Consider the following 20,185-nt stretch of genomic DNA (forward strand, 5'->3'; position numbering starts at 1 on the left):
TCCCCGCAATGATCACGACGTTGTCGGGCGACACGTCCCGCCTGCTCGCGACGGTCGACTTCGTCAAGGAACAGGACACCGCCACCCTGCTCCCGCTCCTGTTCCCCGGGCTCGACGGTCCCGAGCTGCGGACTCTCGCGGAGCACTGCCGTTTCGCCCATGCCGCGCTGCTCGTCTTCCCCTCGGACGAGGCGGAGTTGCGCGCCATGCTCACCGACTGCGGGCTCGTCGCGGCCCAGCCACCGCGGCCGAGTGTGGTCGTACGCGAGCGGCTGGCCGTGCGGCATCGGCGGCCGGCGGCCGATCTGGACGTCGGCATCGTGCGCCCCGCCGTGGTCGGCGCGGACGGCGCGGACCGTATGGTCGAGGTGTTCGCGCTGACCGTGCCGCCGGGATCGGGCCTGGACGCGATCGCCGCGGCCGAGCGGGAGCGGCAGCACGAGGCACACGTCGCCTTCGAGGTCGTGGCGCCCGACCCGCTGGTGCTGCGTGGCCTGTGCGCCACCTTCGCGCGCTACGGAGCCACCCCGGACGGCGGCGGCTACAACCCGCACGAGAACGGCACGGTCTTCTACTTCGGCGCGTCCTCCGAAGCCAAGGTCGGTTACCGGCGCGTGGAGCTGTACGTCCCCGGCGACCACCGCGACGTGCTCGCCGCCCACCTCGACGAGCATCGCGCCCGCCAGCCCGCCGAAACGCTCCTTCGCCTGCTGACCGGGGCGTGGACGACACAGGCCCTGGCCGCGTTCGCCCAGCTCCGGGTACCCGACGCCATGGAGGTCGAGCGGGGGATCGGCGTAGAGGAACTGGCGCGGGAGGTCGGCGCGAGGCCGCGGAATCTTGCGACGCTGCTGCGCTATCTCGCGATGCTGGGCGCGGTGGGCGAAGGCCGCGACGGATTCCGGCTCACCGAGCTCGGCGCACTGCTGCGCCACGGCGCACCGGGGTCGATGCGGCCGCTGGCGCTGATGTACGGCGGCCCGTTCTACCGGTCCTTCGCCGGACTGGGGCACACCGTGCGCACCGGGCAGGTCGCCTTCGAGCACCTCTTCGGCGAGAACCACTTCGACCACTTCGCCCGCGATCCCCAACTCGCGGAACTCTTCGATCAGTCCATGGCCGCCGGATCCGCCATGTTCGACCCGGTCCCCACGCATCCGGCGCTCACCGCCGCGGCCGAGGCACCCGCCGGGGCCACGGTGGTCGACGTCGCGGGCGGCAACGGGGAACTGCTCGGCCGCATCCTCGCCGCGCACCCGCCTCTGAACGGGGTCCTGCTGGAGCGTCCGCACGCTGTCGAAGCCGCCCGCCGGCGGCTGGAGGAGGCCGGTCTCGGTACGCGATGCGCCTTCCTGGCCGGCGACTTCGCGGACGTGCCCGCGGGCGGTGACGTCTACGTCCTGTCCCGCGTCCTGCACGACTGGGACGACGAGCGCTGCCGCGAGATCCTGCGCCACTGTGCCCGCGCGATGCCCGAGCACGCCGATCTGCTCGTCGTAGAACGGGTACTGCCCTGCGACGGCTCGGTCTCGCTGGCCACCGCCTGGGATCTGCACATGATGTGCAACGTCGGCGGGCGCGAACGGCAGGCCGGGCACTACGGCAGGCTGTTCGCCGACGCCGGCCTCACCCTGGTGGACCGGACACCGCTGCCCCTGGACGGCCATGTGCTGCACGTCAGGAAGGCCCGGTCGGCCTCGGCGTGACGAGAGGAGCACTCCGGCCGCGGTGTTCGCGGGACGTCGAGGACCCCGGTCGTCCGCCCCTCGGGACGCCCGCCTCAGCCGGGCGTTCCGGACGCCGTGCTCCGTGCTCGGGTCTCGGCCGCCGCGGGTGCGTTCCCGTCGCCGCCGGGAGCCAGTCCGCACCTGTCGGTCCTCGATGCCCCGTCCTGGCCCGTCAGTTCCACCACGACCTGGCCGTCGGTGTCCCGGCTGTAGGCGATCGTGCAGGTCAGTTGGCGTAGGGCGGTGCTGTTCAGGTCTTTCAGGGCGAGGGGCAGGCGGGCGGTGACCCTGCCGTCCCGGGAGTCGACCTTGACGGTCCTGCCGGGGCGGGCGGTGGGGAGGGAGGTGGTCAGGCCGGCGGCGCGGTCCTCGGGCCGTGGGCCGCCGAGCAGCGCCATGACCACCTTCTCCGTCGGCACCGGTCCGGCCTTCTCGCCGGACTTCCGGCCTCCGGAACCCGACTCGGCGTACCCGCCGCCGAACTCGGTCGAGGGCTCGGTCGTCCGGATCACCGGGGCCAGCCCTCCGTCGGGGGCGCGGAAGAAGAGCAGCATGTCGAAGTCGCGGTTGAAGAACGCCTGGAAACTGGCGGGGCCGCCCGCCTCGATGACGTCGGTCTCCTGGATGCCGCAGGCACCGAGCAGCACTGCGGCCGCCGAGACGGCGACGGCAACGGCCGTCGCACGTCTGCGCGTCCGGGCACGCCTCATCCCCCGGCCCCCTCCACATGAAGCGGAATCTCCACGGTGAAGACGGCACCGCCCCCGGGCAGGTTCCCGGCGCGGATCGTTCCGCCGTGCAGCTTCACGTTCTCCAGGGTGATCGCCAGCCCCAGGCCGCTGCCCGCCGAGCGGGTTCGGGCCGCGTCGGCCTTGTAGAAGCGGTCGAAGATGTGCGGGAGCGCCTCGGGGCGGATGCCGCCGCCGCTGTCCGCGACCTCCGTGATCAGTACGGGGGTGTCCGCGGAGCGGGCCTCGGTGCGCAGGCGTACCGTGACCGGCTCGCTGCCGTGGCGCAGGGCGTTGCCGACGAGGTTGGCGATCACGACGTCGAAGCGGCGGGGGTCGAGGCGGGCACGGATGCCGTCGGGGAGGTCGGTGCGGATGCGGTCGTCGGTCCAGTGCCGGTTGTGGAGGGTTTTGCGGATGGCCTCGGCGACGTCGACCTCGTCGGCGTTCAGCTCGGCCGCGCGGGCGTCGAAGCGGGAGATCTCCATCAGGTCCTCGACGAGCACGGCGAGCTTCCCGGTCTCCGCGCTGACCAGCCGGACCGCACGGGCGGTGTCGGCGTCCAGATGGTCGGCGTCCTCGTCGAGCACCTCGGTGACAGCGAGCATTCCGGCGAGGGGGGTGCGCAGTTCGTGCGAGACGTCGGAGGCGAAGCGGCGGGCGCGGGCCTCGGCCTCGCGCAGTTCGCGTACGGAGCGCTCCAGTTGGCCGGCCGATTCGTTGAAGGTGCGGGCCAGGTCCGCCAGTTCGTCGCTGCCGCGCACCGGAATCCGGGTGTCGAGTCTGCCGCTGCCCATGCTCCGGGCCGCCCGGCGCAGTTCCCGCACCGGGCGCAGCACACTGCGCGCGGCGATCAGGCCGGGTATCAGCGCGACGGCGAGGCCGGGCAGGGCGCCGTCCCGGGCGGCCATGAGGAGGGCGTCGACGTTGACCTGCTCGTCGGTCATCCGCATGACGGCGTAGAGGATGAGTCCGCTGGGCAGCACGCTGTACGGGCCCGTCTTGAAGACCATGGGCATGGCGATGGTCAGGTAGGGAACGCCGTCCTTGACGACCCGCTCGAAGCTGCCGTGGGGGTTGGCCCGCGCGGCGCGGCGCAGTTCGGGTGTGATGACGGTGGAGACGGGGTTCTCGCCCGAGGAGGCGCGGACCGAACCGTACTCGGCGAACACCACCCAGGGGTGCGGCTTGCCCTTGCGGGCGATGTCACGCAGGACTTCCTCCAGGCCGCCGCCATCCTCCCGCACGGGCAGCCCGAAGCCCGTCTGCTGGACCTGGTCCCGGAACGACGCGACCGCCGTGTCCTGAGCGGTCTTCAGCACCGCGTTGCGGGCCTCACGGTAGGTCAGCGCGGCCGTCGTGCCGGCGCTGACGGCGGCGACCAGCAAGAACGCGAGCAACAGCCGCGTGCGCAGACCGAACGCCCTGAACCGCGACCGGCGAGGGCCGGTGATCACAGCGGGCCGAAGCGGTAGCCGAAGCCCCGCAGTGTCTGGACGTAGCGGGGGCTGCCGGCCTCGTCCTCGATCTTGCCGCGCAGGCGTGCGACGCAGGCGTCGACCAGCCGGGCGTCCGCGTGGTAGCTGTGGTCCCAGACGTGCTCCAGCAGTTGCTGCCTGCTGAACACCTGCTCGGGGGCGGCGGACAGGTGCATCAGGAGCTTGAGCTCGGAAGGGGCGAGCGCGAGCGGCCGGCCGGCCTTGGCGACGGTCAGTCCGACCCGGTCGATGGTGAGTTCGCCGTAGTTCTCGATGGCCGGGCGGCCCTGGCCGCCGTCGTCCAGGCGGCGCAGTACGGCACGGATCCGGGCCTCGATCACCTCGGTGCGGGCGGGCTTGACGATGTAGTCGTCGGCACCGGCCTCCAGGCCGATGACCACGTCGAAGTCGTCGCCGCGCGCGGTGAGCATGATGATCGGCAACTGGCTGCGCTCGCGAACCTGCCGGCAGACCTGTACGCCGTTCATCCCGGGCAGCATCAGGTCGAGCAGCAGCAGATCGGGGCGGAACTCGGCCATGGCGGCGAGGCCGGCCTCGCCGGTCGCGGCCGCCCGTACCTCATGGCCGCGGCGGCGCAGACCGAGCTCGACCCCCTCGCGTACGGAAGGGTCGTCCTCGATGAGGAGCACGCGGGACATCGGCGGTTCTCCCTCGGTGGTGGTCAGGTCCGGGTCCGGGACAGTCTGCGGCGCAGGCCGGAGAGCAGAGCGTCCAGTTCGGCCAGTCGCAGCGGACGGGCCAGCAGGGCGAAGGTGAGGACGACGGCGGCAGCGCCGGCAACCGTGGAGACCACCGCTCCCGCCGGTGCGGTTCCCAGGACCGTGAAGTGGCCCAGTGCGGTGGCGGGGACGGCGGCGAGCAGCAGCCGCGCGTGGGCGCCGGCGGCGGACGAGCGCAGGGGGCGGTCGACGGCGAGCCGGCGGCTGAGCACCCGGCCGGTCACCGCCCAGCCCGCGCACAGCGCCAGCGAGTACGCCGCCGCCATGCCCGTCACGGCCCAGCGGGCCGGCAGCAGATGTGCGGCGGCCAGGGACAGTCCCGCGTTGAGGGCGACGATCACCAGGTTCAGCAGGAAGGGCGTACGGGTGTCGGAGAGCGCGTAGAAGGCGCGGGACAGGACGTACTGGCCCGACAGGGCGACGAGCCCCGGTGCGAAGGCCATCAGGATCCCGGCCATGGCGGCCGTGTCGGCGGCGCTGGTCCTGCCGTATCCGAAGACCAGGGCCATCACCGGCTGGGCGAGGGCGAACAGCGCGCAGGCGGCGGGTACGACGGCCGAGGCGCTGACGCGCAGGGCGTGGGAGACGTCGCGCCGCACGGCCGCGGTGTCCCCGTCGGCGGCGGCCGCGCTCATCCGGGGCAGCAGCGCGGTCACCACGGAGACGGTGATGATGCCGTGCGGTACGACCCACAGGGCATAGGCGTTGTTGTACGCGCCGTATCCGGGGCCGCCGTCGAGGCCGGCGGTGGTGGCCAACCGGGTGGTGACCCAGTAGGCGGCCTGGTTGGCCAGGACCAGCAGCACCAGCCAGCTTGCCGAGCGCAGCGGGCGGGTCAGTCCGCTGCCGCGCCAGTCGAAGCGGGGCCGCCAGCGGAAGCGGGCGGCGCGCAGCGCGGGGACGAGGGCGAGGGCCTGGGCGGCGATACCGGCGGTCGTGCCCCAGCCGAGGACGGCGGTCTCGGTCGCGGTGAGGGTGTCCCCGCCGCCCATAGCCAGCGCCAGGTACAGGCCGAACATGGCCATGACGACGAGGTTGTTGAGAACCGGCGCCCACATCATCGCGCCGAACCTGCCGCGTGCGTTGAGTACCTGCCCGAGCAGGGTGAACAGTCCGAGGAAGAAGATCTGGGGCAGGCAGTAGCGGGCGAACGCGGTGGTCATGGCCGCCTGTTCGCCGGTGTAGTCGGTGTACGCGTCGATGATCGCGGGTGCCGCCCAGACCGCGGTCGCGGTGATCGCGAGCAGGGCGACTACGCAGACGGTGACGAGCCGGTCGGTGTACGCGGCGCCCCCGTCGTCGTGCTCCTTGGCGGCCTTGACCAGCTCGGGCACGAAGACGGCGTTCATCGCGCCGCCGAGGAGCAGCATGTAGACGATGGTCGGCAGGGCGTTGCCGACCGCGTAGCCGTCGGCGGTCGGCCCGATGGTGCCGAGCGCTGCCGCGACCACGGCGGAGCGGGCGAACCCGGTGGCCCTGGAGACGATGGATCCGGCGGCCATGACGGCGCTGCCGCGGGCGGCGTTCGTGGCTTCCTCGGTGCCGGGTCCGGCCGGTCTCGCCGTCTGCTTCGTCCTCATCGGCGGTTCAGATACGCCTGGAAGGCGCGGTAGAGCGTGTGGTTGGCGCTGCCGGCCAAGGGTTTCTCCCATTCCCCCAACGTCTCGACGACCTGTCCCCCGGTGCCGAGCTTCCAGCGCAGCAGTCCGTACGCACGTTCGTCGGGATCGAGTGTGGAGGGTACCCCGCGCATGTCGTAGACGTGGGCGCCGAGGGCGTGGGCGTCCTGGAGCATCCGCCACTGAAGGGCGTTGGAGGGCCGGACCTCGCGTCGGTGGTCGGCCGAGGCGCCGGTCTGGTACCAGGCCCGGCGGCCCACCGTGATCATCGTGTGGGCGGCGAGGATCTCTCCGCGGTGCCGGGCGAGGTACAGCTTCATGCGGCCCGGTTCCTCGGCGTTGAGCGCCTCGTACTGACGCTGGTAGTAGGCGAGCGAGCGGCCGAGCCGGAAACCGTCACGTCGCTCGGTGATGCCGAGCAGCCGGTAGAACTCGGGGAGTTCCGCCGCGCTGCCCACCACCACCTCCACGCCCTCCTTCTGGGCCCGGCGGACATTGCGGCGCCACTCCTGGTTGAGCCCGGACCACAGGTCCTCGGTGGTGCGTCCGGCGAGCGGGACGTGGAAGACGTGCCGGGGCTGTGCGTCCGCGTCCTCTCCGCTGCCGTCACCGCCGCAGCGGCGCCAGTCCCGGGCCCGCAGCCGTTCGGCGACGGCGGTGCCGAGCGGATCGACCTCGCTGGCGAGGATGTCGCCGAGGCGTCGGCCCGGGCCGGTGAGCGGCTTGAGCCGGGCGGCGTCCCAGCGCCGGTAGGCGGGCGACGGGCCTATGCGTACGGCGAAGGCGCCCGCGCGGCGCAGGTGTTCGAGCAGCGGACCGAGCCAGCCGTCGATGCCGGGGTCGCTCCAGTCGGCGACGGGCCCTTCGGGGAGGTAGGCGAAGTACTTGCGGGTGCCGGGGAACTGCCGCAGCAGCACCAGGGCCACGCCGGTCAGTTCGCCGGCCTCCGGGTCCGGTCCCCAGCCCAGCAGTTGGGCGCGCCAGCCCTCCTTGACGTCGGCCCAGGACGGGCACTGGAGGAATCCGGCGCCGAGCGCCGCGCCCTCGGGCGACGCGAGGAAGGCGCGGTAGGTCTGCGCGGTGATGGTGCGCAGGGCGAAGTCCCGGTTCCCGGCCTGGCGTGAGCGGCTGGGCGGAACGAGCAGCGCTGACACAGTCTGAGCCTCTCCTTCTCCCCGGGCCAGTCGCGGGGACACACAGGAGGCTCACAGCGGTCCATGACCGCTCCGTCCGGCGAATGTGACCGGACCATGACCGTTCCTCACCAGTCGCCGTCACATTGCTCCGTAGCGCCTGACCTCGGGTTTTCCGGCTCTACAGTCACGACATCGCCGACTCGTCCACCCCGCTGCCGTCCTTCCCGGAGGTCTCGTTGTCACGCACCCGTGTCCTCGCCCATGCCCGCGTCCGGGCCACCGTCAGGGCGACCGTCGTGGCCGCCCTGCTGGCGCCGCTCGCCGCCTGCTCGTCGGGCGGTTCTCCCAGCGCCCCGGACGGCGAGGTGAAGCCGAGCGCCGACGACCGCCCTGTCACGGTCACCGTCACACCCGCGGGGAAGCGGGTCCCGGCGGGCGAGCCCGTACGCGTCACAGCCGTGGGCGGCAGACTCACCTCGGTGACCGTCACCGACGGCGAGGGCCACAAGCTCGCCGGCAAGGCCGGCGCCGACGGCCGCTCGTGGGTCTCCGACCGCAAGGCCGTACCCGGCGCGGCGTACGAGGTGACGGCGGCGACCCGGACCGAGAGCGGCACCGCCAAGAGCACCAGGGCCGCCTTCACCACGGCCCCGGCGGAGCAGGTCAACAAGGTCGACTGGCGGCCTGGCGCCGGCTCCACCGTCGGCGTGGCCCAGCCGATCTCCCTGGTCTTCGACCGTCCCGTCAAGAACAAGGCCGAGGTCGAGAAGCAGCTCAGGATCACCACCTCGAACGGCACCGAGGGCTCCTGGGGCTGGATATCCGACTGGTCGGGCCGGGACCGGGTGGACTGGCGGCCCAAGGCGTACTGGAAGCCCGGAACCAAGGTCACGCTGAACGCCGAGCTGAACGGCACCGACTCGGGCACGGACGGCGGCTGGTTCGTACGCGACTACACGACCACCTTCACCGTCGGTGCCCGGCAGGTCGTCAAGGTCGACCTCGACAGCCACCAGCTCGCCCTCGTCCGCGACGGCGGGACGGTCCGGCGCATACCGGTCTCCGGCGGCACGCCCGGCGGCGACAAGCGCTCCTGGCGCGGAACCGCCGTGCTCATGGCCAAGGAGGGCACGATCAACATGAACTCCGAGACGGTGGGCCTCGCCGACGCGTACAACAAGATGGTCGACTACTCGATGCGGCTGACCTGGTCGGGCATGTACGCACACGCCGCCCCGTGGAACGCCCGCTACTTCGGCAACTCCAACCAGAGTTCCGGGTGCATAGGAATGAGCGACGCGAACGCGGCCTGGTTCTACCGGCAGGTACGGCCGGGCGACCCGTTCGAGATCACCGGCAAGGACACCAAGGGCGTGGTCGCACCCGGCAACGGCTTCGGCGCGTGGAACCTGTCGTGGAGCGAGTGGCAGGACAAGAGCGCGCTGGACTGAGCAGCGGTCCGACCGGACAGCGTCGCCCCGGCCCGAACCCCGGTGCCGTCCACGGTGTACACGGGCCGGCTACGACTCCTCCCTCAAGCGCGCCCAGGTATGGGAGTCCAGGCTGTCAAAGGGGCCGATGCGCGAGAGCTCGGCGCCGTCGCGGCCCAGGGCCACGATGAGGGGACGGGCTCCGCGGCTGTTGTAGGGGGAGGTCCACACGGTGATGAGTCCGCGTCGCCCGCAAGCCTCGATCCGGCGGGCCCCGACCAGAACGTGACTCACGTCCCGTCCGACGCGGACCTTGGCGCAACCGATCCACGTGGCCGTGGCGGAGCACGTGGGGTCCGCACGGCGGTCGCCGACGAGCACTCCTCCGCCGTTGCCGACGTCGAGCACATCGACGTCGGCGGGTTCGTCTCCGGAGCCACCGCCGCCTCCCACGTGGCGCCATCGGCCGGCGCGCCGCTCCCAGAGCGCGATGTGCTCACGCGCCCGCCGTGACGCCGGCCGCCACGCCATCCAGATCGCCGCGACACCGGCGGCGGCGTCGATGTCGGCCGACACCACGGTCAGCACCCGCCGGGGCATCCACCACGGGTGCGGCTCATCGCCGGCCAGCGCCCGCCTCAGCACGCCCCGTAGAAAGGTCTCCGACCGGGGTCCCGTCCACACGGCCTCTCCCCATGCCCGCACCCACCGGTGATACCCGGCGCGCGAGGGCCTCAAAGCCCACGCCTCTTCGTGATCATGTCACCAGTCGGTGACAGCGCTGTCCTGGAACGAAGGCACCGGGATCCCCTCCGCCCGCAGCCCCCTCCTAGGGATCGAGCAGCATCGAGCAGCCGAAACCGCTTCGGCCTCAACCAACCGATCACCAAGGGGATTTCATGTTCGGCAACCGTCGCAAGGCCCTCCTCGTCTCCGCGGCCCTCGTGGGCGGCGCCATGCTGATGACGGCGTGCCAGGACACGGACGCGGCCACGGACACCGGCGCCTCCAAGGGATCTTCCTCGTCCCCCGGCCAGGCCGGCGACGCCGCCACCCCGTCCGGCTCGGGCAGCGGCAAGGGCGGCGCTCAGGGCAGCGGCAAGGGCTCCGACGCCTCGGGCAAGGGGACCGGGGACGGGGCCGGCTCGGGCGTCGACACCGGCAACGGCGAGCGAGTGCCGGTCGAGCAGGGCTGCGGCGCCAACGACATCTCCTGGAGCACCAAGTCCGAGAGCCAGGCCGGCGGATACATCCTCGTCATCGCCAAGGCCAAGCCGGGCATCACCTGCTACCTGCCCGCCGAACTCCCGACCGTGGCCTTCGGATCCGACGGCACCCAGGCCGGCCCCGCGGAGCAGTCCGTGGGCGAGCAGATCAAGCTCAGCGGCAGCACCGCCGCCTATGCCGGGGTCAACCCCAAGACCACCAACACGGACGGCGGCAAGGAACTCGACAGCATCATCGTCGCGGTCGGCGACAACGACCCCGACCCCGTTTCCCTGCCCGTCGGCACCATCACCGTCGACAAGCCGATCGTCACCAACTGGCACACCGCGCCCACCGACGCCGTCCCCTTCAACTGAACGGACCCATGGCTCGGCGCAGTCGGCGGCCGCGGGTCGAGGGGGCTGGTCGCGGGTGCCGGTCGTCGAGTTGTCCGCGAACCTCCCCGGGATTGTCCTTGATCGGTAACGGACGGATCCCGCGGCCGCTTTCCGTCGTCCTGCCAGGTGGTCGCGAGTGACCGGGGGATCGGCGAGGAACTACGTGAAGGTGGGGCGGACATGGCACGGCACGGTGGCGGGCGGGGCTGGTACGGCAAGCTGATCGGGGCGGCGCTCGGGGTGACGGTGCTCGCCACCGGTGCCTCGGTGTGGACCGCGCAGGCCGGTGCCGTGGACGGCTCCTCGCCGAAGGCCACGGCGTCGGCCGCGCCCGCGGTCAAGCCGGTCGACGTGTCCATCGTGCACGCCTCCGACAAGGGGGCCCGCGGCGTCAACATCACCATCGACGACGGCCCCGACCCCGTCTGGACCCCTCAAGTACTGGACGTGCTGCGGGAGTACGGGGTGAAGGCCACGTTCTGCATGGTGGGGACGCAGGCGCAGGCCCACCCGGACCTCGTGAAGAAGGTGGTCGCGGACGGGCACCGGCTGTGCGACCACTCGGTGTCGCACGACACCACCATGGACAAGAACACCCAGGCCTACCAGTCGCAGCAGATCCTCGACGCCGAACGCATGATCACCGAGGCGTCCGGGGGCGTGCGGCCGATGTACTACCGGGCGCCCGGCGGTGCCTTCACCCCCTACAGCCGCAAGCTCGCCGCCGACCGGGGCATGCGCCCGCTGGGCTGGAACGTGGACACCAAGGACTTCGAGCGGCCGGGCGCGGACGCCATCGTCGCCACCGTCCAGCGGGAGCTGCCCAACGGGCCGACGCTCCTCTTCCACGACGCGGGCGGCGACCGCTCCCAGACCGTCGAGGCCCTGCGCCGCGTCCTCCCCTGGCTCAAGGAGCAGGGCTACTCCACCGGCTTCCCGGTGCGCTAAAGCCGCGTCCCTGGTCGATCCCGGCGTTCGAGGCGAGTCGCTCCACTCCTCGGGCGCGGTGGGCACAACGATGAGTTCCGGAGGCGTACCGGGTCCAAGGTGTGACGGTCATCGAGGCCGGCACCCGAGGAGAGCGCCGGTCCGCGACCGCATCGAGCCCCCGCACCCGAGGAGAACGCCATGACGGCCACGTACACCTTCGACGTCTTTTCCAGCCTCGACGGCTTCGGCGCCGCCGGCGGCGACTGGACCGGCTACTGGGGCAAGCAAGGCCCTGAACTGCTGGACCATCGCCTCGCGTTGTACGGCCCGGACCAGCGGATGGTCTTCGGGGCCAACACCTATCGGGCGTTCGTCCAGATCCTGGCGTCGAACACCGAGGAGTCCGTGCGTGACCCCTGGGTCACCCGGATGAGGAGCCTGCCGGCGACGGTGGTGTCGACGACGCTGGAAGAACCCCTCGACTGGCCGGACGCGAGTGTCGTCAGCGGTGACGCCGTCGACGTCGTGGCCCGGCTCAAGGCGGAGTCCGAGGTGCCGTTGCGCTCGCACGGCAGCCTTTCGATGAACCGGGCGCTGATGGCCGCCGGCCTGGTCGACTTCGTGCAGGTGACGCTCTTCCCCGTCATCACGGGCCGGACCGGCCTCGACCCGATCTTCCGCGGCGCGGCCGACTTCGACCTGGAACTGGTCGAGAGCCGGACTCTCGACGGTCACATCCAGGAGCTCGTCTACCGGCCGACCCTCCACTGACGGGCGAGGGCGGTGCGATGAGTTCCGGGCCCGCTGTCGGTCTGTTCTGGTGGGCGTCCCTGGACGTCCCGCCGTACCACGCTGCCCGGCACGAGACACCACGGAGGATGTCATGACGAACACGCCGAGCGATCCGACCACCGAGCTGCCCGGACGTCCGCCCGTCGTCGACCTGGCCACCTGGCAGAGCGCCCGCGACGAGCTGCTGGTCCGCGAGAAGGCCCACACCCGCGAGGGCGACGCCATCGCCGCGGCCCGCCGCCGGCTGCCGATGGTGGAGTTCGACGGGACGGTCGAGGTCGTCGGACCCGACGGCCCGGTACCGTTCCTGGACCTGTTCCAGGGCCGCGACGAACTCGTGGTCTACAAGCACATGTGGTACGACGGCGCACCGCACCAGGGACAGTGCGAGGGCTGCACCACCACGGCCTGGCACCTGAACGACGCCGTCTACCTCAACGCCCGCGGCGTCTCGTTCGCCGTCCTGACCACGGGCCCCTGGGAAGAGGTGGCCTCCTTCACCGAGTTCATGGGCTACACCGAGCCCTGGTACTCGGTGCGGGGTGTGCCGGCACCGGCCGGCGGGAACATGGGCCACCTCACCTGCTACCTGCGCGACGGCGACCGCGTGTTCCTCACCTACTCCACGACGGGCCGCGGCAACGAACGGGTCAACTCGGCCCTCGGCCTGCTCGACATGACGCCCTACGGCCGCGGCGAGGCATGGGAGGACAACCCCGAGGGCCGGCCCAAGGGCCGCGACGCGTGCTGGACCTGGCGCTCGGACGCGGACGGCAACGCCACCTGGGGGCCGACCAGCCGCCCGGTCCCGCAGTGGACCCGCCCCGGCGCGCAGCCCGTGCAGACCCTCGGCCGGCACAGCGACCACCACTGAAACACGTCCCCGTCGGGCTTTGTAAGATCCGCTTTGACCATTGCAAGCCCTATCTGGGGGAACAACTCATGACCAAGCGCATCTCCGCCCTGGCCGTCTCCGCGGCCATCGTCGGCGGCTTCTTCGTCACGTCGATGCCCGCTCAGGCCGCCACTTCGGCCGGCCAGGGCGTCTCGGCCAGGGCCGCCATCACCTGCAACCAGGGCCAGCTCCGCCAGCAGATCGCCGACCTCAAGACCAAGGCCGCGAAGCTGAAGCAGCTCGGGGAGACCGCGGCTGCCAGGAAGGCGCTCAACGAGGCGGCCGCGCTTCAGAAGAAGCTCGACGCGTGCATCAAGGCCGACAACGACGCGAGCAAGCCGTTCCCCGGCTAATTTCGCCGAGTTCTCGCCGGTTCACCGTGTGGCGCTGCCCGTCCTGTTCACGGACGGGTGGCGCCACGCGCTTGTTCGCACTGGGCGGGATCGACAAGGGCCTGCGCGGCGGGGCCGGTTGAGGGACCGGGCGTTTCTCGGTCCTCGCCCCATGACTCAGGTGTGCCGCTCGGGCAGTTCGACCGAGAGGTGCGCGGACAGGGCGCGCAGGAAGTCCGGTGCGTCGAAGATCTCGCCGGCGGAGGCGACGCCGGCCGTGCGGATGCGGCCGGTGAGGATGCGGTCGGTCGCCTCCACCGCGAGCGGTGCGGTGACGGCGTAGATGTCCCGGCCGCTCGCCGTGGCACGTCGTTCGGTGGTGCCGGAGCGTACGACGGCGTCGACGAGGAAGGTCTGGTCGGAGCGGCCGTCGTCGGCGGCGGCCGGCGCCGGAGTGTCCGGGGCCGCGAGGTCCCTGGCCGCCTCGGTCGCCATGTGGGTGCGCACTTCGGGAACGGCGAGATGGCTGGGGATGGTGACCACGTCGGCCATCGTGAACTCCCCGACGACCTCCCTGGTGCCCATCGGGTGCGGGAAGGGCCACTTCAGGAGCGTCGGCTCGTCGTCGTGGTACTCCAACCGGGCGTTCGTGTAACGGACTCGGCGGCCGGCCCGGCGGTCCTGGGAGACCGAGCCCGCGGCACGTGTGCCCTCGGTGGGGTGCCAACTGCTCAGGCCGTACGCGATGTTCACCTCGTCGGCCGTCGTCCAGTCGCCCATCGCGGCGGTGGCCAGGAGGTCGCCGAGGCCGCCGTAGAAGGCCATCGCGGGGACGATCACCGCTCCGGCCCGGCGGGCCCGGTCCGTGAAGTGTGTGAACGTGTCGAGGTTGGCCTCGATCTCGGCCGCCACGTCGACGTACGGGATCCCGGCGCGCAGGGCCGCCTCGATCACGGGGGCCGCCGTCTGGGCGAAGGGGCCGGCGCAGTTGATCACAGCCGCCGCTCCCGCCAGGGCGCGGTCGAGCGAGGCCGGGTCGTCGACCGAGGCCGGCCGGATCCCGAGTCCCGGGGTGGCGGCGGCCAGTGCCCGCAGCTTCTCGGCGTCGCGGCCGGACAGGAGCGGGACGTACCCGCGGTTCAGCAGCTCCGCCACCACGAAGCGTCCGGTGTGGCCGTACGCGCCGAACACCGCCACCGTCCGCCCCGATCCCGATCCCGACCCCGGTCCCATGAGTTCTCCCCGCTTCCGTGTCCGAACGTTCCGCTCGACTGCGTCACGAACATCCTGGCCAGGGCGGGCCGTGCACCGTGAGTGTCCGGAACGACGAGACCCGTACACTTTCGGACATGGGAAACTCGCTCGCGCTGGCCGTCACCGAAGGCATGCTGCACTTCGAACTGTCCCTGGCGTACGAGGTGTTCGGCTCCGCTCCGGACGGGGTGAGCGTCCCCTGGTACGACGTCGAGGTGTGCGGTGCGGGCGCGGTGCGGGTCGGACGGTTCCGGCTGGAGGCCGACCGGGGGCTCGACCGTCTGAGGCATGCCGACACCGTGATCGTCCCCGGCTGGGTGGACGTCGACGTCGATCCGCCCGGCGATCTCGTCGACGCGGTGCGCGCGGCCCATGAGGCGGGCGCGCGGGTGGCCTCGCTGTGCACGGGGGCGTTCGTGCTGGCCGCCGCCGGGCTGCTGGACGGCAAGCGGGCGACCACGCACTGGGCGCACACCGAGCTGCTGGCCGCACGCCATCCGCGGGTGACGGTCGATCCCGATGTGCTCTACGTCGACAACGGCAGTGTGCTCACCTCCGCCGGCAAGGCCGCCGCGATGGATCTGTGCCTGCACCTCGTCCGGCTCGACCACGGCTCGTCCGTCGCCAACGCCGTGGCACGGCGTCTGGTCGTGCCGCCGCACCGGGCGGGCGGCCAGGCCCAGTTCGTGGCCGCCCCGGTGCCCGCCCGGGACGACCATCCGCTCGCCGCGCTGCTTCCCTGGGCGATCGAGCGGCTCGACCGGCCGCTCACCGTGCAGGACCTGGCACGCCGGGCGGGGATGAGCTCGCGCCATCTGGGCCGCCACTTCAGGGCGGTGACCGGCACCACCCCGCTGCAGTGGCTGCTGACCCAGCGGATCCGCCGCGCCCAGGAGCTTCTGGAGAACACCGACGACGGTGTCGACGCCGTCGCGGCGGCCACCGGCATGGGCACCGCCACGACGCTGCGCAGGCACTTCAACCGCACCGTGGGCGTGCCTCCGGACGCCTACCGCCGGACGTTCCGCTCAGGGTCGGACAACGGGATCAGGAACGGATGAACGCGAGGATGTCCGGGTTGAGGACCTCGGGGTGGGTCGACAGCATCCCGTGCGGGTAGCCCTCGTAGGTCTTGAGCGTGCCGTTCTTGAGGAGCTTGACCGTCAGGGGCGCCGAGTCGTCGTACGGGACGACCTGGTCGTCGGTTCCGTGCGCGACGAGGACCGGTACCTCGATCTGCCTGAGGTCCTCGGTGAAGTCCGTCTCGGAGAACGCCTTGACGCATTCGTAGTGGGCGTTGGCCGCGCCCGTCATGCCCTGCCGCCACCAGTTGTCGATGAGCCCCTGCGACACCTTCGCGCCGGGGCGGTTGAAGCCGTAGAACGGGCCCGAGGGCACCTCGATGAAGAACTGCGCGCGGTTGCCGGCGACACCCTCGCGGAAGCCGTCGAAGACCTCGATGGGCAGGCCGCCCGGGTTGGACTGCGTCTTCAGCATGAGAGGCGGTACGGCGCCCACCAGCACCGCCTTGGCGACGCGGCCGGGCTTGGCGCGGGCGACGTAGCGGGCGACCTCGCCGCCGCCGGTGGAGTGGCCGATGTGGACGGCGCTGCGCAGATCGAGGGCGTCCGTGAGGGCGGTCACGTCCGCGGCGTAGGTGTCCATGTCGTGGCCGGTCGCGGTCTGGGTGGAGCGTCCGTGGCCACGGCGGTCGTGGGCGATGACCCGGTAGCCCTGCGCGAGGAAGAACAACATCTGGTTGTCCCAGTCGTCGGCGCTCAGCGGCCATCCGTGGTGGAAGACGATCGGCTCGCCGTCCCGGGGACCCCAGTCCTTGTAGAAGATCGTGGTGCCGTCGTCGGTGGTGACTGTACCCATCGCTGATCCTCCGCTCGTCCGTGTGCACCCCGGCCACGTACGGGTGGGTGGGGGTGCGCACGGGACCTACGAATTCACGCCCCAGGGGGCGCGGTCCGGATGTACCCGGCCCACACTACGCGCGGGCCGTGCGGCCCACATCCGCAGATTTTCGGCCTCCGCTTAGGCTGAATTCCGCACGCGAGGGACAGGAGGCCGACGTGGCCGACACGACGGTGACCGAGGCGATGGTGGCCGAGGTGATGGAGGAGCTGGCCGGGCTCGAGGATCCGAAGGCGCGCGCCGTGAACGAGAAGCACGGTGACGATCACGGTGTGAACCTCGGCAGGCTGCGCGCGCTCGCGAAGCGGCTGAAGACGCAGCAGGAACTCGCGCGCCGGCTCTGGGCGACGGACGACACCGCGGCTCGGCTGCTGGCGCTCCTGATCTGCCGCCCCAGGGCGTTCGAGCGGAACGAGCTGGACTCCATGCTGCGCCAGGCACGCACGCCCAAGGTGCACGACTGGCTCGTGAACTACGTCGTGAAGAAGAACCCGCACGCCGAGGAGCTGCGCCTGGCCTGGTTCGCCGACGCGGATCCGGTGGTCGCCAGTGCCGGCTGGGCGCTGACCACCGAGCGCGTGGCGAAGAAGCCCGAGGGCCTCGATCTCGCGGGACTGCTCGACGTGATCGAGGCGGAGATGAAGCACGCCCCGGACCGTCTGCAATGGGCGATGAACCACTGCCTGGCGCAGATCGGGATCGAGCACCCCGAGTACCGGGCCCGTGCCCTCGGCATCGGTGAGCGCCTGGAGGTCCTCAAGGACTACCCGACCTCCCCGGGCTGCACGTCCCCGTTCGCTCCCGTCTGGATCGAGGAGATGGTGCGCCGAAAGGACGGCGGCCGTCAGGGCTGAGCGGGGGGCGAGGCCGGGTAGGCGTCGCCGACCGACCGTGGCACCACCATCAGCCACGCGTCCAGGACGAGCGGGACCAGCTCCTGCCGGGTGAGGGCCGGCATCCGGGCGTGGACCCAGTTGTAGCGCAGGTCCGAGGCGCGCGGGAGCTGGAACTTCCCGGGCTCGGCGGCGATCAGCGAGTCGCGTTCGTCCTTGGGGAAGGCGAAGCCCATCGTCGTCTCGTCCGGGGAGACCGAGGCGTACACGATGCGGCCGACCTTGAACTTCACGTACTCCCGGATCAGGTGCTCCTCGGTGCGGGGCAGGTGCAGTGCCGCCGCCCGCACGTCATCGAGGGTGATCACACGCCGCTCCCCACGGGAGCCTGCGTCCGCGCGCCGTTGCGGCGGCGCCGGGTCAGCCGCAGGTAGAGCAGGGCCGCGCCGGCGACGGCCAGCGGCCACAGCAGATAGAGGCCGGCCATGATCAGCAGTGCCGTGACGGCGACGCACGCGGCCAGCGCGGAGGCGCGGCCCTTGGTGCCCTTCGGGAGCAGTTTCACGGCCGAGGCGACACCGATCGCGTAGACGGCGACGAACGAGCCGGTGGTGAGCAGGACGAGCGGCTCGGTGCCGAGGCCGGAGGCCGCCACGGCGAACAGGGCCAGGAAGGACAGGGTGGACACGACCGCGAGACTGCGCCGCGGCACCTCGCCGGCCGCGCTGCCCCGGGACATCCACGCGGGCAGCGCGCCGTCACGGGCGAGGGCGGCGCCGAGGTTGGCGGCACCGGCGTAGTAGGCGTTCATGGCGCCCGTGGTGAGCAGCAGCGCCGCGCCCGCGGCGAGATAGCGGGCGTCGCCGCCCAGGCCCGCGGCCATCAGGTCGCCGAGCGGCGCGTCGGAGTCCGAGGCCTTGTCGCCGAGGACGACGATGACCGCGAAGGCCACCAGCAGGTACAGCCCGCCCACGATCGCGACGGCCCAGTAGGTGGCCCGGGGCAGGTCCCGTGCCGGGCGCTTGAACTCGCCCGCCAGATGCGTGATCGCCTCCCAGCCCGCGAAGCTCCACACCAGCAGGGCGGCCGCCGGCAGGACCGCGGACCAGCCGTGCGGGGCGAACGGTTCGAGGTTGGCCGGGTCCGCCTTCGGCAGCGAAAGCGCGACCGCGATGAGCAGCAGCGTGACGAGCAGGCCGGCCAGCAGGAACTGGAACCGGCCGGTCACCCGCAGGCCCAGTGTGTTGGCGGCGGTGACCACCAGCATCAGGCCGGCGGCGGTGACGGTCGTGGTGGTGGTGCCGCCGCCCACCGCGGAGGAGACGTAGGCGCCGCCGAAGAGCGCCGCGGCGGCCGCGCCGGGCGGTACGGCGAGGTAGAAGCACCAGCCGACCACGGCGGAGGCACGCTCGCCGAACGCCTTCATGGCGTAGGTGGAGACACCGCCCGCGTCGGGAAAGCGGGCCCCCAGAGCGGCGAAGGCAGCGGCCAGGGGGGCCGACAGGACGACCAGGGCCAGCCAGGCGAGCAGTGACGCGGGGCCGGCCTCCTCGGCGGCGAGTGCCGGCAGGGCGATGACACCGGTGCCGAGCACGGCGCCCACATACATCGCGGTGCCCTGGACCGCGCTGAGGGTTCCCCCGGAGGGTTCTGTCTTGGCTTCGCTCATGCCGGCCAGCATCGCCCGCGGGCTCTCACCGGCACCATCGGCAGTTTTGACATCGTCCGCTAAATTACCGACATGCGTCCCCACGTGATCGCGCTCGCCGTTACGGATGCCACCCCGACGTTCGAACTGGCCGTGCCCTGCGAGGTGTTCGGGACCGACCGCTCCGATCTCGTCGATCCCTGGTACGAGTTGCGCATGTGCGGGGACTCGTCCGGCCCGCTGCGCACCGCGACCGGCCTGGAGGTGCACACCCCCTACGGCTTCGAGGATCTGCTCGACGCCGACACCGTCCTCGTCACGGCCTGCGCCCGGCCCGTCCAGCTCGACCCGCCGCCGCTCCTCGTCGAGGTGCTGCGCGAGGCGCACGGCATGGGCAAGCGGATCGTCTCGATCTGCACCGGCGCCTACGTCCTGGCCACGGCGGGGCTGCTGACCGGCCGTACGGCGACCACGCACTGGATGAACGCCGGGGACTTCGCCCACCGCTTCCCCGAGGTCGACTTCGTCCCCTCCGCGCTCTACACCGACGAGGGCGACATCCTCACCTCGGCCGGCACCGGCTCGGCCATCGACCTGTGCCTGCATCTGGTGCGTCAGGACCACGGCGCGGCCGTCGCCAACGAGGTGGCCCGCCGGATGGTCGTACCCCCGCACCGCGAGGGCGGCCAGTCGCAGTACACCAAGCCGGTGGTCCGGGCGGAGACGGGCGACGATCTCGCGCCGGTCCTGCAATGGGCGCAGGAGCGGCTGCACGAACCGCTGACCGTGCCCCAGCTCGCGCGCGTGGCCCAGTTGGGCGAGCGCACGTTCGCCCGGCGGTTCCGGGACCGGCTCGGCATCACACCGCTGCAGTGGCTGCTCCAGCAGCGGGTCCGCCTCGCGCAGGAACTGCTGGAGACCACGGACGAGCCGGTGGAACAGATCGCCCGGAGTGCCGGGTTCGGTACGGCCGCCAACCTCCGCCACCACTTCGGCCGGGTCACCACCGTGTCCCCGCAGACCTACCGCCATGTGTTCCGGCACCGGGCCGCACAACAGGCCGGCCACTCCCAGCCGGCGCAGAGCGTTCTGACCCCGTGAACCCCGCCCGACAGAAAG

The 20,185-nt window shown here is 71.9% G+C and carries 20 protein-coding genes; 10 read left to right on the forward strand and 10 right to left on the reverse strand.

The window, feature by feature from the left end; translation table 11 throughout:
- Positions 1 to 8: 8 nt before the first annotated feature.
- Positions 9 to 1,706, forward strand: coding sequence for a methyltransferase (locus tag ACZ69Q_RS16515; protein ID WP_471042042.1), 1,698 nt, complete (start codon positions 9 to 11; stop codon positions 1,704 to 1,706).
- A gap of 74 nt (positions 1,707 to 1,780) precedes the next feature.
- Here the strand turns inward: ACZ69Q_RS16515 and ACZ69Q_RS16520 are convergent, their stop codons facing one another.
- The 5 genes from ACZ69Q_RS16520 to ACZ69Q_RS16540 are packed head-to-tail and all read right to left on the reverse strand — an operon-like array spanning position 1,781 to position 7,446.
- Positions 1,781 to 2,437, reverse strand: coding sequence for a hypothetical protein (locus tag ACZ69Q_RS16520; RefSeq protein ID WP_471042043.1), 657 nt, complete (start codon positions 2,435 to 2,437; stop codon positions 1,781 to 1,783).
- Positions 2,434 to 3,912 (reverse strand): ATP-binding protein, encoded by a 1,479-nt coding sequence (locus ACZ69Q_RS16525; RefSeq protein ID WP_471042044.1) that lies wholly within the window; start codon positions 3,910 to 3,912, stop codon positions 2,434 to 2,436. Before ACZ69Q_RS16525 ends, ACZ69Q_RS16520 begins: the two co-directional genes overlap by 4 nt.
- Positions 3,909 to 4,592, reverse strand: coding sequence for a response regulator (locus ACZ69Q_RS16530; protein ID WP_471042045.1), 684 nt, complete (start codon positions 4,590 to 4,592; stop codon positions 3,909 to 3,911). Before ACZ69Q_RS16530 ends, ACZ69Q_RS16525 begins: the two co-directional genes overlap by 4 nt.
- 23 nt (positions 4,593 to 4,615) lie before the next feature.
- The gene (gene murJ / locus ACZ69Q_RS16535; protein ID WP_471042046.1) at positions 4,616 to 6,253 is read right to left on the reverse strand and encodes a murein biosynthesis integral membrane protein MurJ; all 1,638 of its coding nucleotides are present in this window, start codon (positions 6,251 to 6,253) and stop codon (positions 4,616 to 4,618) included.
- The gene (locus ACZ69Q_RS16540; RefSeq protein ID WP_471042047.1) at positions 6,250 to 7,446 is read right to left on the reverse strand and encodes a lipid II:glycine glycyltransferase FemX; all 1,197 of its coding nucleotides are present in this window, start codon (positions 7,444 to 7,446) and stop codon (positions 6,250 to 6,252) included. Before ACZ69Q_RS16540 ends, murJ begins: the two co-directional genes overlap by 4 nt.
- A 218-nt stretch (positions 7,447 to 7,664) precedes the next feature.
- Between ACZ69Q_RS16540 and ACZ69Q_RS16545 the strand changes: the two genes are divergently transcribed.
- Entirely contained in the window at positions 7,665 to 8,879 is a 1,215-nt protein-coding gene (locus ACZ69Q_RS16545) for a L,D-transpeptidase (protein ID WP_471042048.1), read from the forward strand.
- A 69-nt stretch (positions 8,880 to 8,948) separates the two neighbouring features.
- Here ACZ69Q_RS16545 and ACZ69Q_RS16550 read toward each other — a convergent pair whose 3' ends face one another.
- Positions 8,949 to 9,542 carry a hypothetical protein gene (locus ACZ69Q_RS16550; RefSeq protein WP_471042049.1) on the reverse strand — a complete coding sequence of 198 codons (594 nt, stop codon included), beginning with the start codon at positions 9,540 to 9,542 and terminating at the stop codon, positions 8,949 to 8,951.
- Between the two features lie 215 nt (positions 9,543 to 9,757).
- On the opposite strand from ACZ69Q_RS16550, the gene ACZ69Q_RS16555 reads away from it, so the two are divergent.
- The 5 genes from ACZ69Q_RS16555 to ACZ69Q_RS16575 all read left to right on the forward strand — a co-directional run bounded on the left by ACZ69Q_RS16555 (position 9,758) and on the right by ACZ69Q_RS16575 (position 13,432).
- Complete coding sequence (locus tag ACZ69Q_RS16555; protein ID WP_471042050.1) at positions 9,758 to 10,441, forward strand: DUF4232 domain-containing protein; 684 nt, start codon at positions 9,758 to 9,760, stop codon at positions 10,439 to 10,441.
- A gap of 201 nt (positions 10,442 to 10,642) precedes the next feature.
- Positions 10,643 to 11,410 (forward strand): polysaccharide deacetylase family protein, encoded by a 768-nt coding sequence (locus ACZ69Q_RS16560; protein WP_471042051.1) that lies wholly within the window; start codon positions 10,643 to 10,645, stop codon positions 11,408 to 11,410.
- A 180-nt stretch (positions 11,411 to 11,590) separates the two neighbouring features.
- Positions 11,591 to 12,163: a dihydrofolate reductase family protein gene (locus ACZ69Q_RS16565; protein WP_471042053.1), complete on the forward strand. Its 573-nt coding sequence runs from the start codon at positions 11,591 to 11,593 to the stop codon at positions 12,161 to 12,163.
- Between the two features lie 112 nt (positions 12,164 to 12,275).
- Positions 12,276 to 13,058, forward strand: coding sequence for a DUF899 domain-containing protein (locus tag ACZ69Q_RS16570; protein ID WP_471042054.1), 783 nt, complete (start codon positions 12,276 to 12,278; stop codon positions 13,056 to 13,058).
- A gap of 68 nt (positions 13,059 to 13,126) precedes the next feature.
- Positions 13,127 to 13,432, forward strand: coding sequence for a hypothetical protein (locus tag ACZ69Q_RS16575; RefSeq protein ID WP_471042055.1), 306 nt, complete (start codon positions 13,127 to 13,129; stop codon positions 13,430 to 13,432).
- A gap of 156 nt (positions 13,433 to 13,588) precedes the next feature.
- Here ACZ69Q_RS16575 and ACZ69Q_RS16580 read toward each other — a convergent pair whose 3' ends face one another.
- On the reverse strand, positions 13,589 to 14,644 hold the full coding sequence (locus ACZ69Q_RS16580) for a saccharopine dehydrogenase family protein (protein ID WP_471042057.1): 1,056 nt from the start codon (positions 14,642 to 14,644) through the stop codon (positions 13,589 to 13,591).
- A gap of 116 nt (positions 14,645 to 14,760) precedes the next feature.
- On the opposite strand from ACZ69Q_RS16580, the gene ACZ69Q_RS16585 reads away from it, so the two are divergent.
- Positions 14,761 to 15,726: a helix-turn-helix domain-containing protein gene (locus ACZ69Q_RS16585; RefSeq protein ID WP_471042058.1), complete on the forward strand. Its 966-nt coding sequence runs from the start codon at positions 14,761 to 14,763 to the stop codon at positions 15,724 to 15,726.
- Here ACZ69Q_RS16585 and ACZ69Q_RS16590 read toward each other — a convergent pair.
- A complete protein-coding gene (locus tag ACZ69Q_RS16590) occupies positions 15,713 to 16,543 on the reverse strand; it encodes an alpha/beta fold hydrolase (protein WP_471042059.1) in 831 nt (276 codons plus the stop codon). The genes ACZ69Q_RS16585 and ACZ69Q_RS16590 overlap by 14 nt on opposite strands.
- Before the next feature lie 227 nt (positions 16,544 to 16,770).
- On the opposite strand from ACZ69Q_RS16590, the gene ACZ69Q_RS16595 reads away from it, so the two are divergent.
- Entirely contained in the window at positions 16,771 to 17,439 is a 669-nt protein-coding gene (locus ACZ69Q_RS16595) for a DNA alkylation repair protein (protein WP_471042629.1), read from the forward strand.
- On the opposite strand, the gene ACZ69Q_RS16600 is transcribed toward ACZ69Q_RS16595, so the two are convergent.
- On the reverse strand, positions 17,430 to 17,786 hold the full coding sequence (locus ACZ69Q_RS16600; RefSeq protein WP_471042061.1) for an MmcQ/YjbR family DNA-binding protein: 357 nt from the start codon (positions 17,784 to 17,786) through the stop codon (positions 17,430 to 17,432). The genes ACZ69Q_RS16595 and ACZ69Q_RS16600 overlap by 10 nt on opposite strands.
- On the reverse strand, positions 17,783 to 19,087 hold the full coding sequence (locus tag ACZ69Q_RS16605; protein WP_471042063.1) for an APC family permease: 1,305 nt from the start codon (positions 19,085 to 19,087) through the stop codon (positions 17,783 to 17,785). Before ACZ69Q_RS16605 ends, ACZ69Q_RS16600 begins: the two co-directional genes overlap by 4 nt.
- Positions 19,088 to 19,159: 72 nt before the next feature.
- On the opposite strand from ACZ69Q_RS16605, the gene ACZ69Q_RS16610 reads away from it, so the two are divergent.
- Positions 19,160 to 20,167 (forward strand): GlxA family transcriptional regulator, encoded by a 1,008-nt coding sequence (locus ACZ69Q_RS16610; RefSeq protein ID WP_471042065.1) that lies wholly within the window; start codon positions 19,160 to 19,162, stop codon positions 20,165 to 20,167.
- Positions 20,168 to 20,185 lie beyond the last annotated feature (18 nt).

The organism is Streptomyces sp. NPDC036764 (assembly GCF_055609385.1).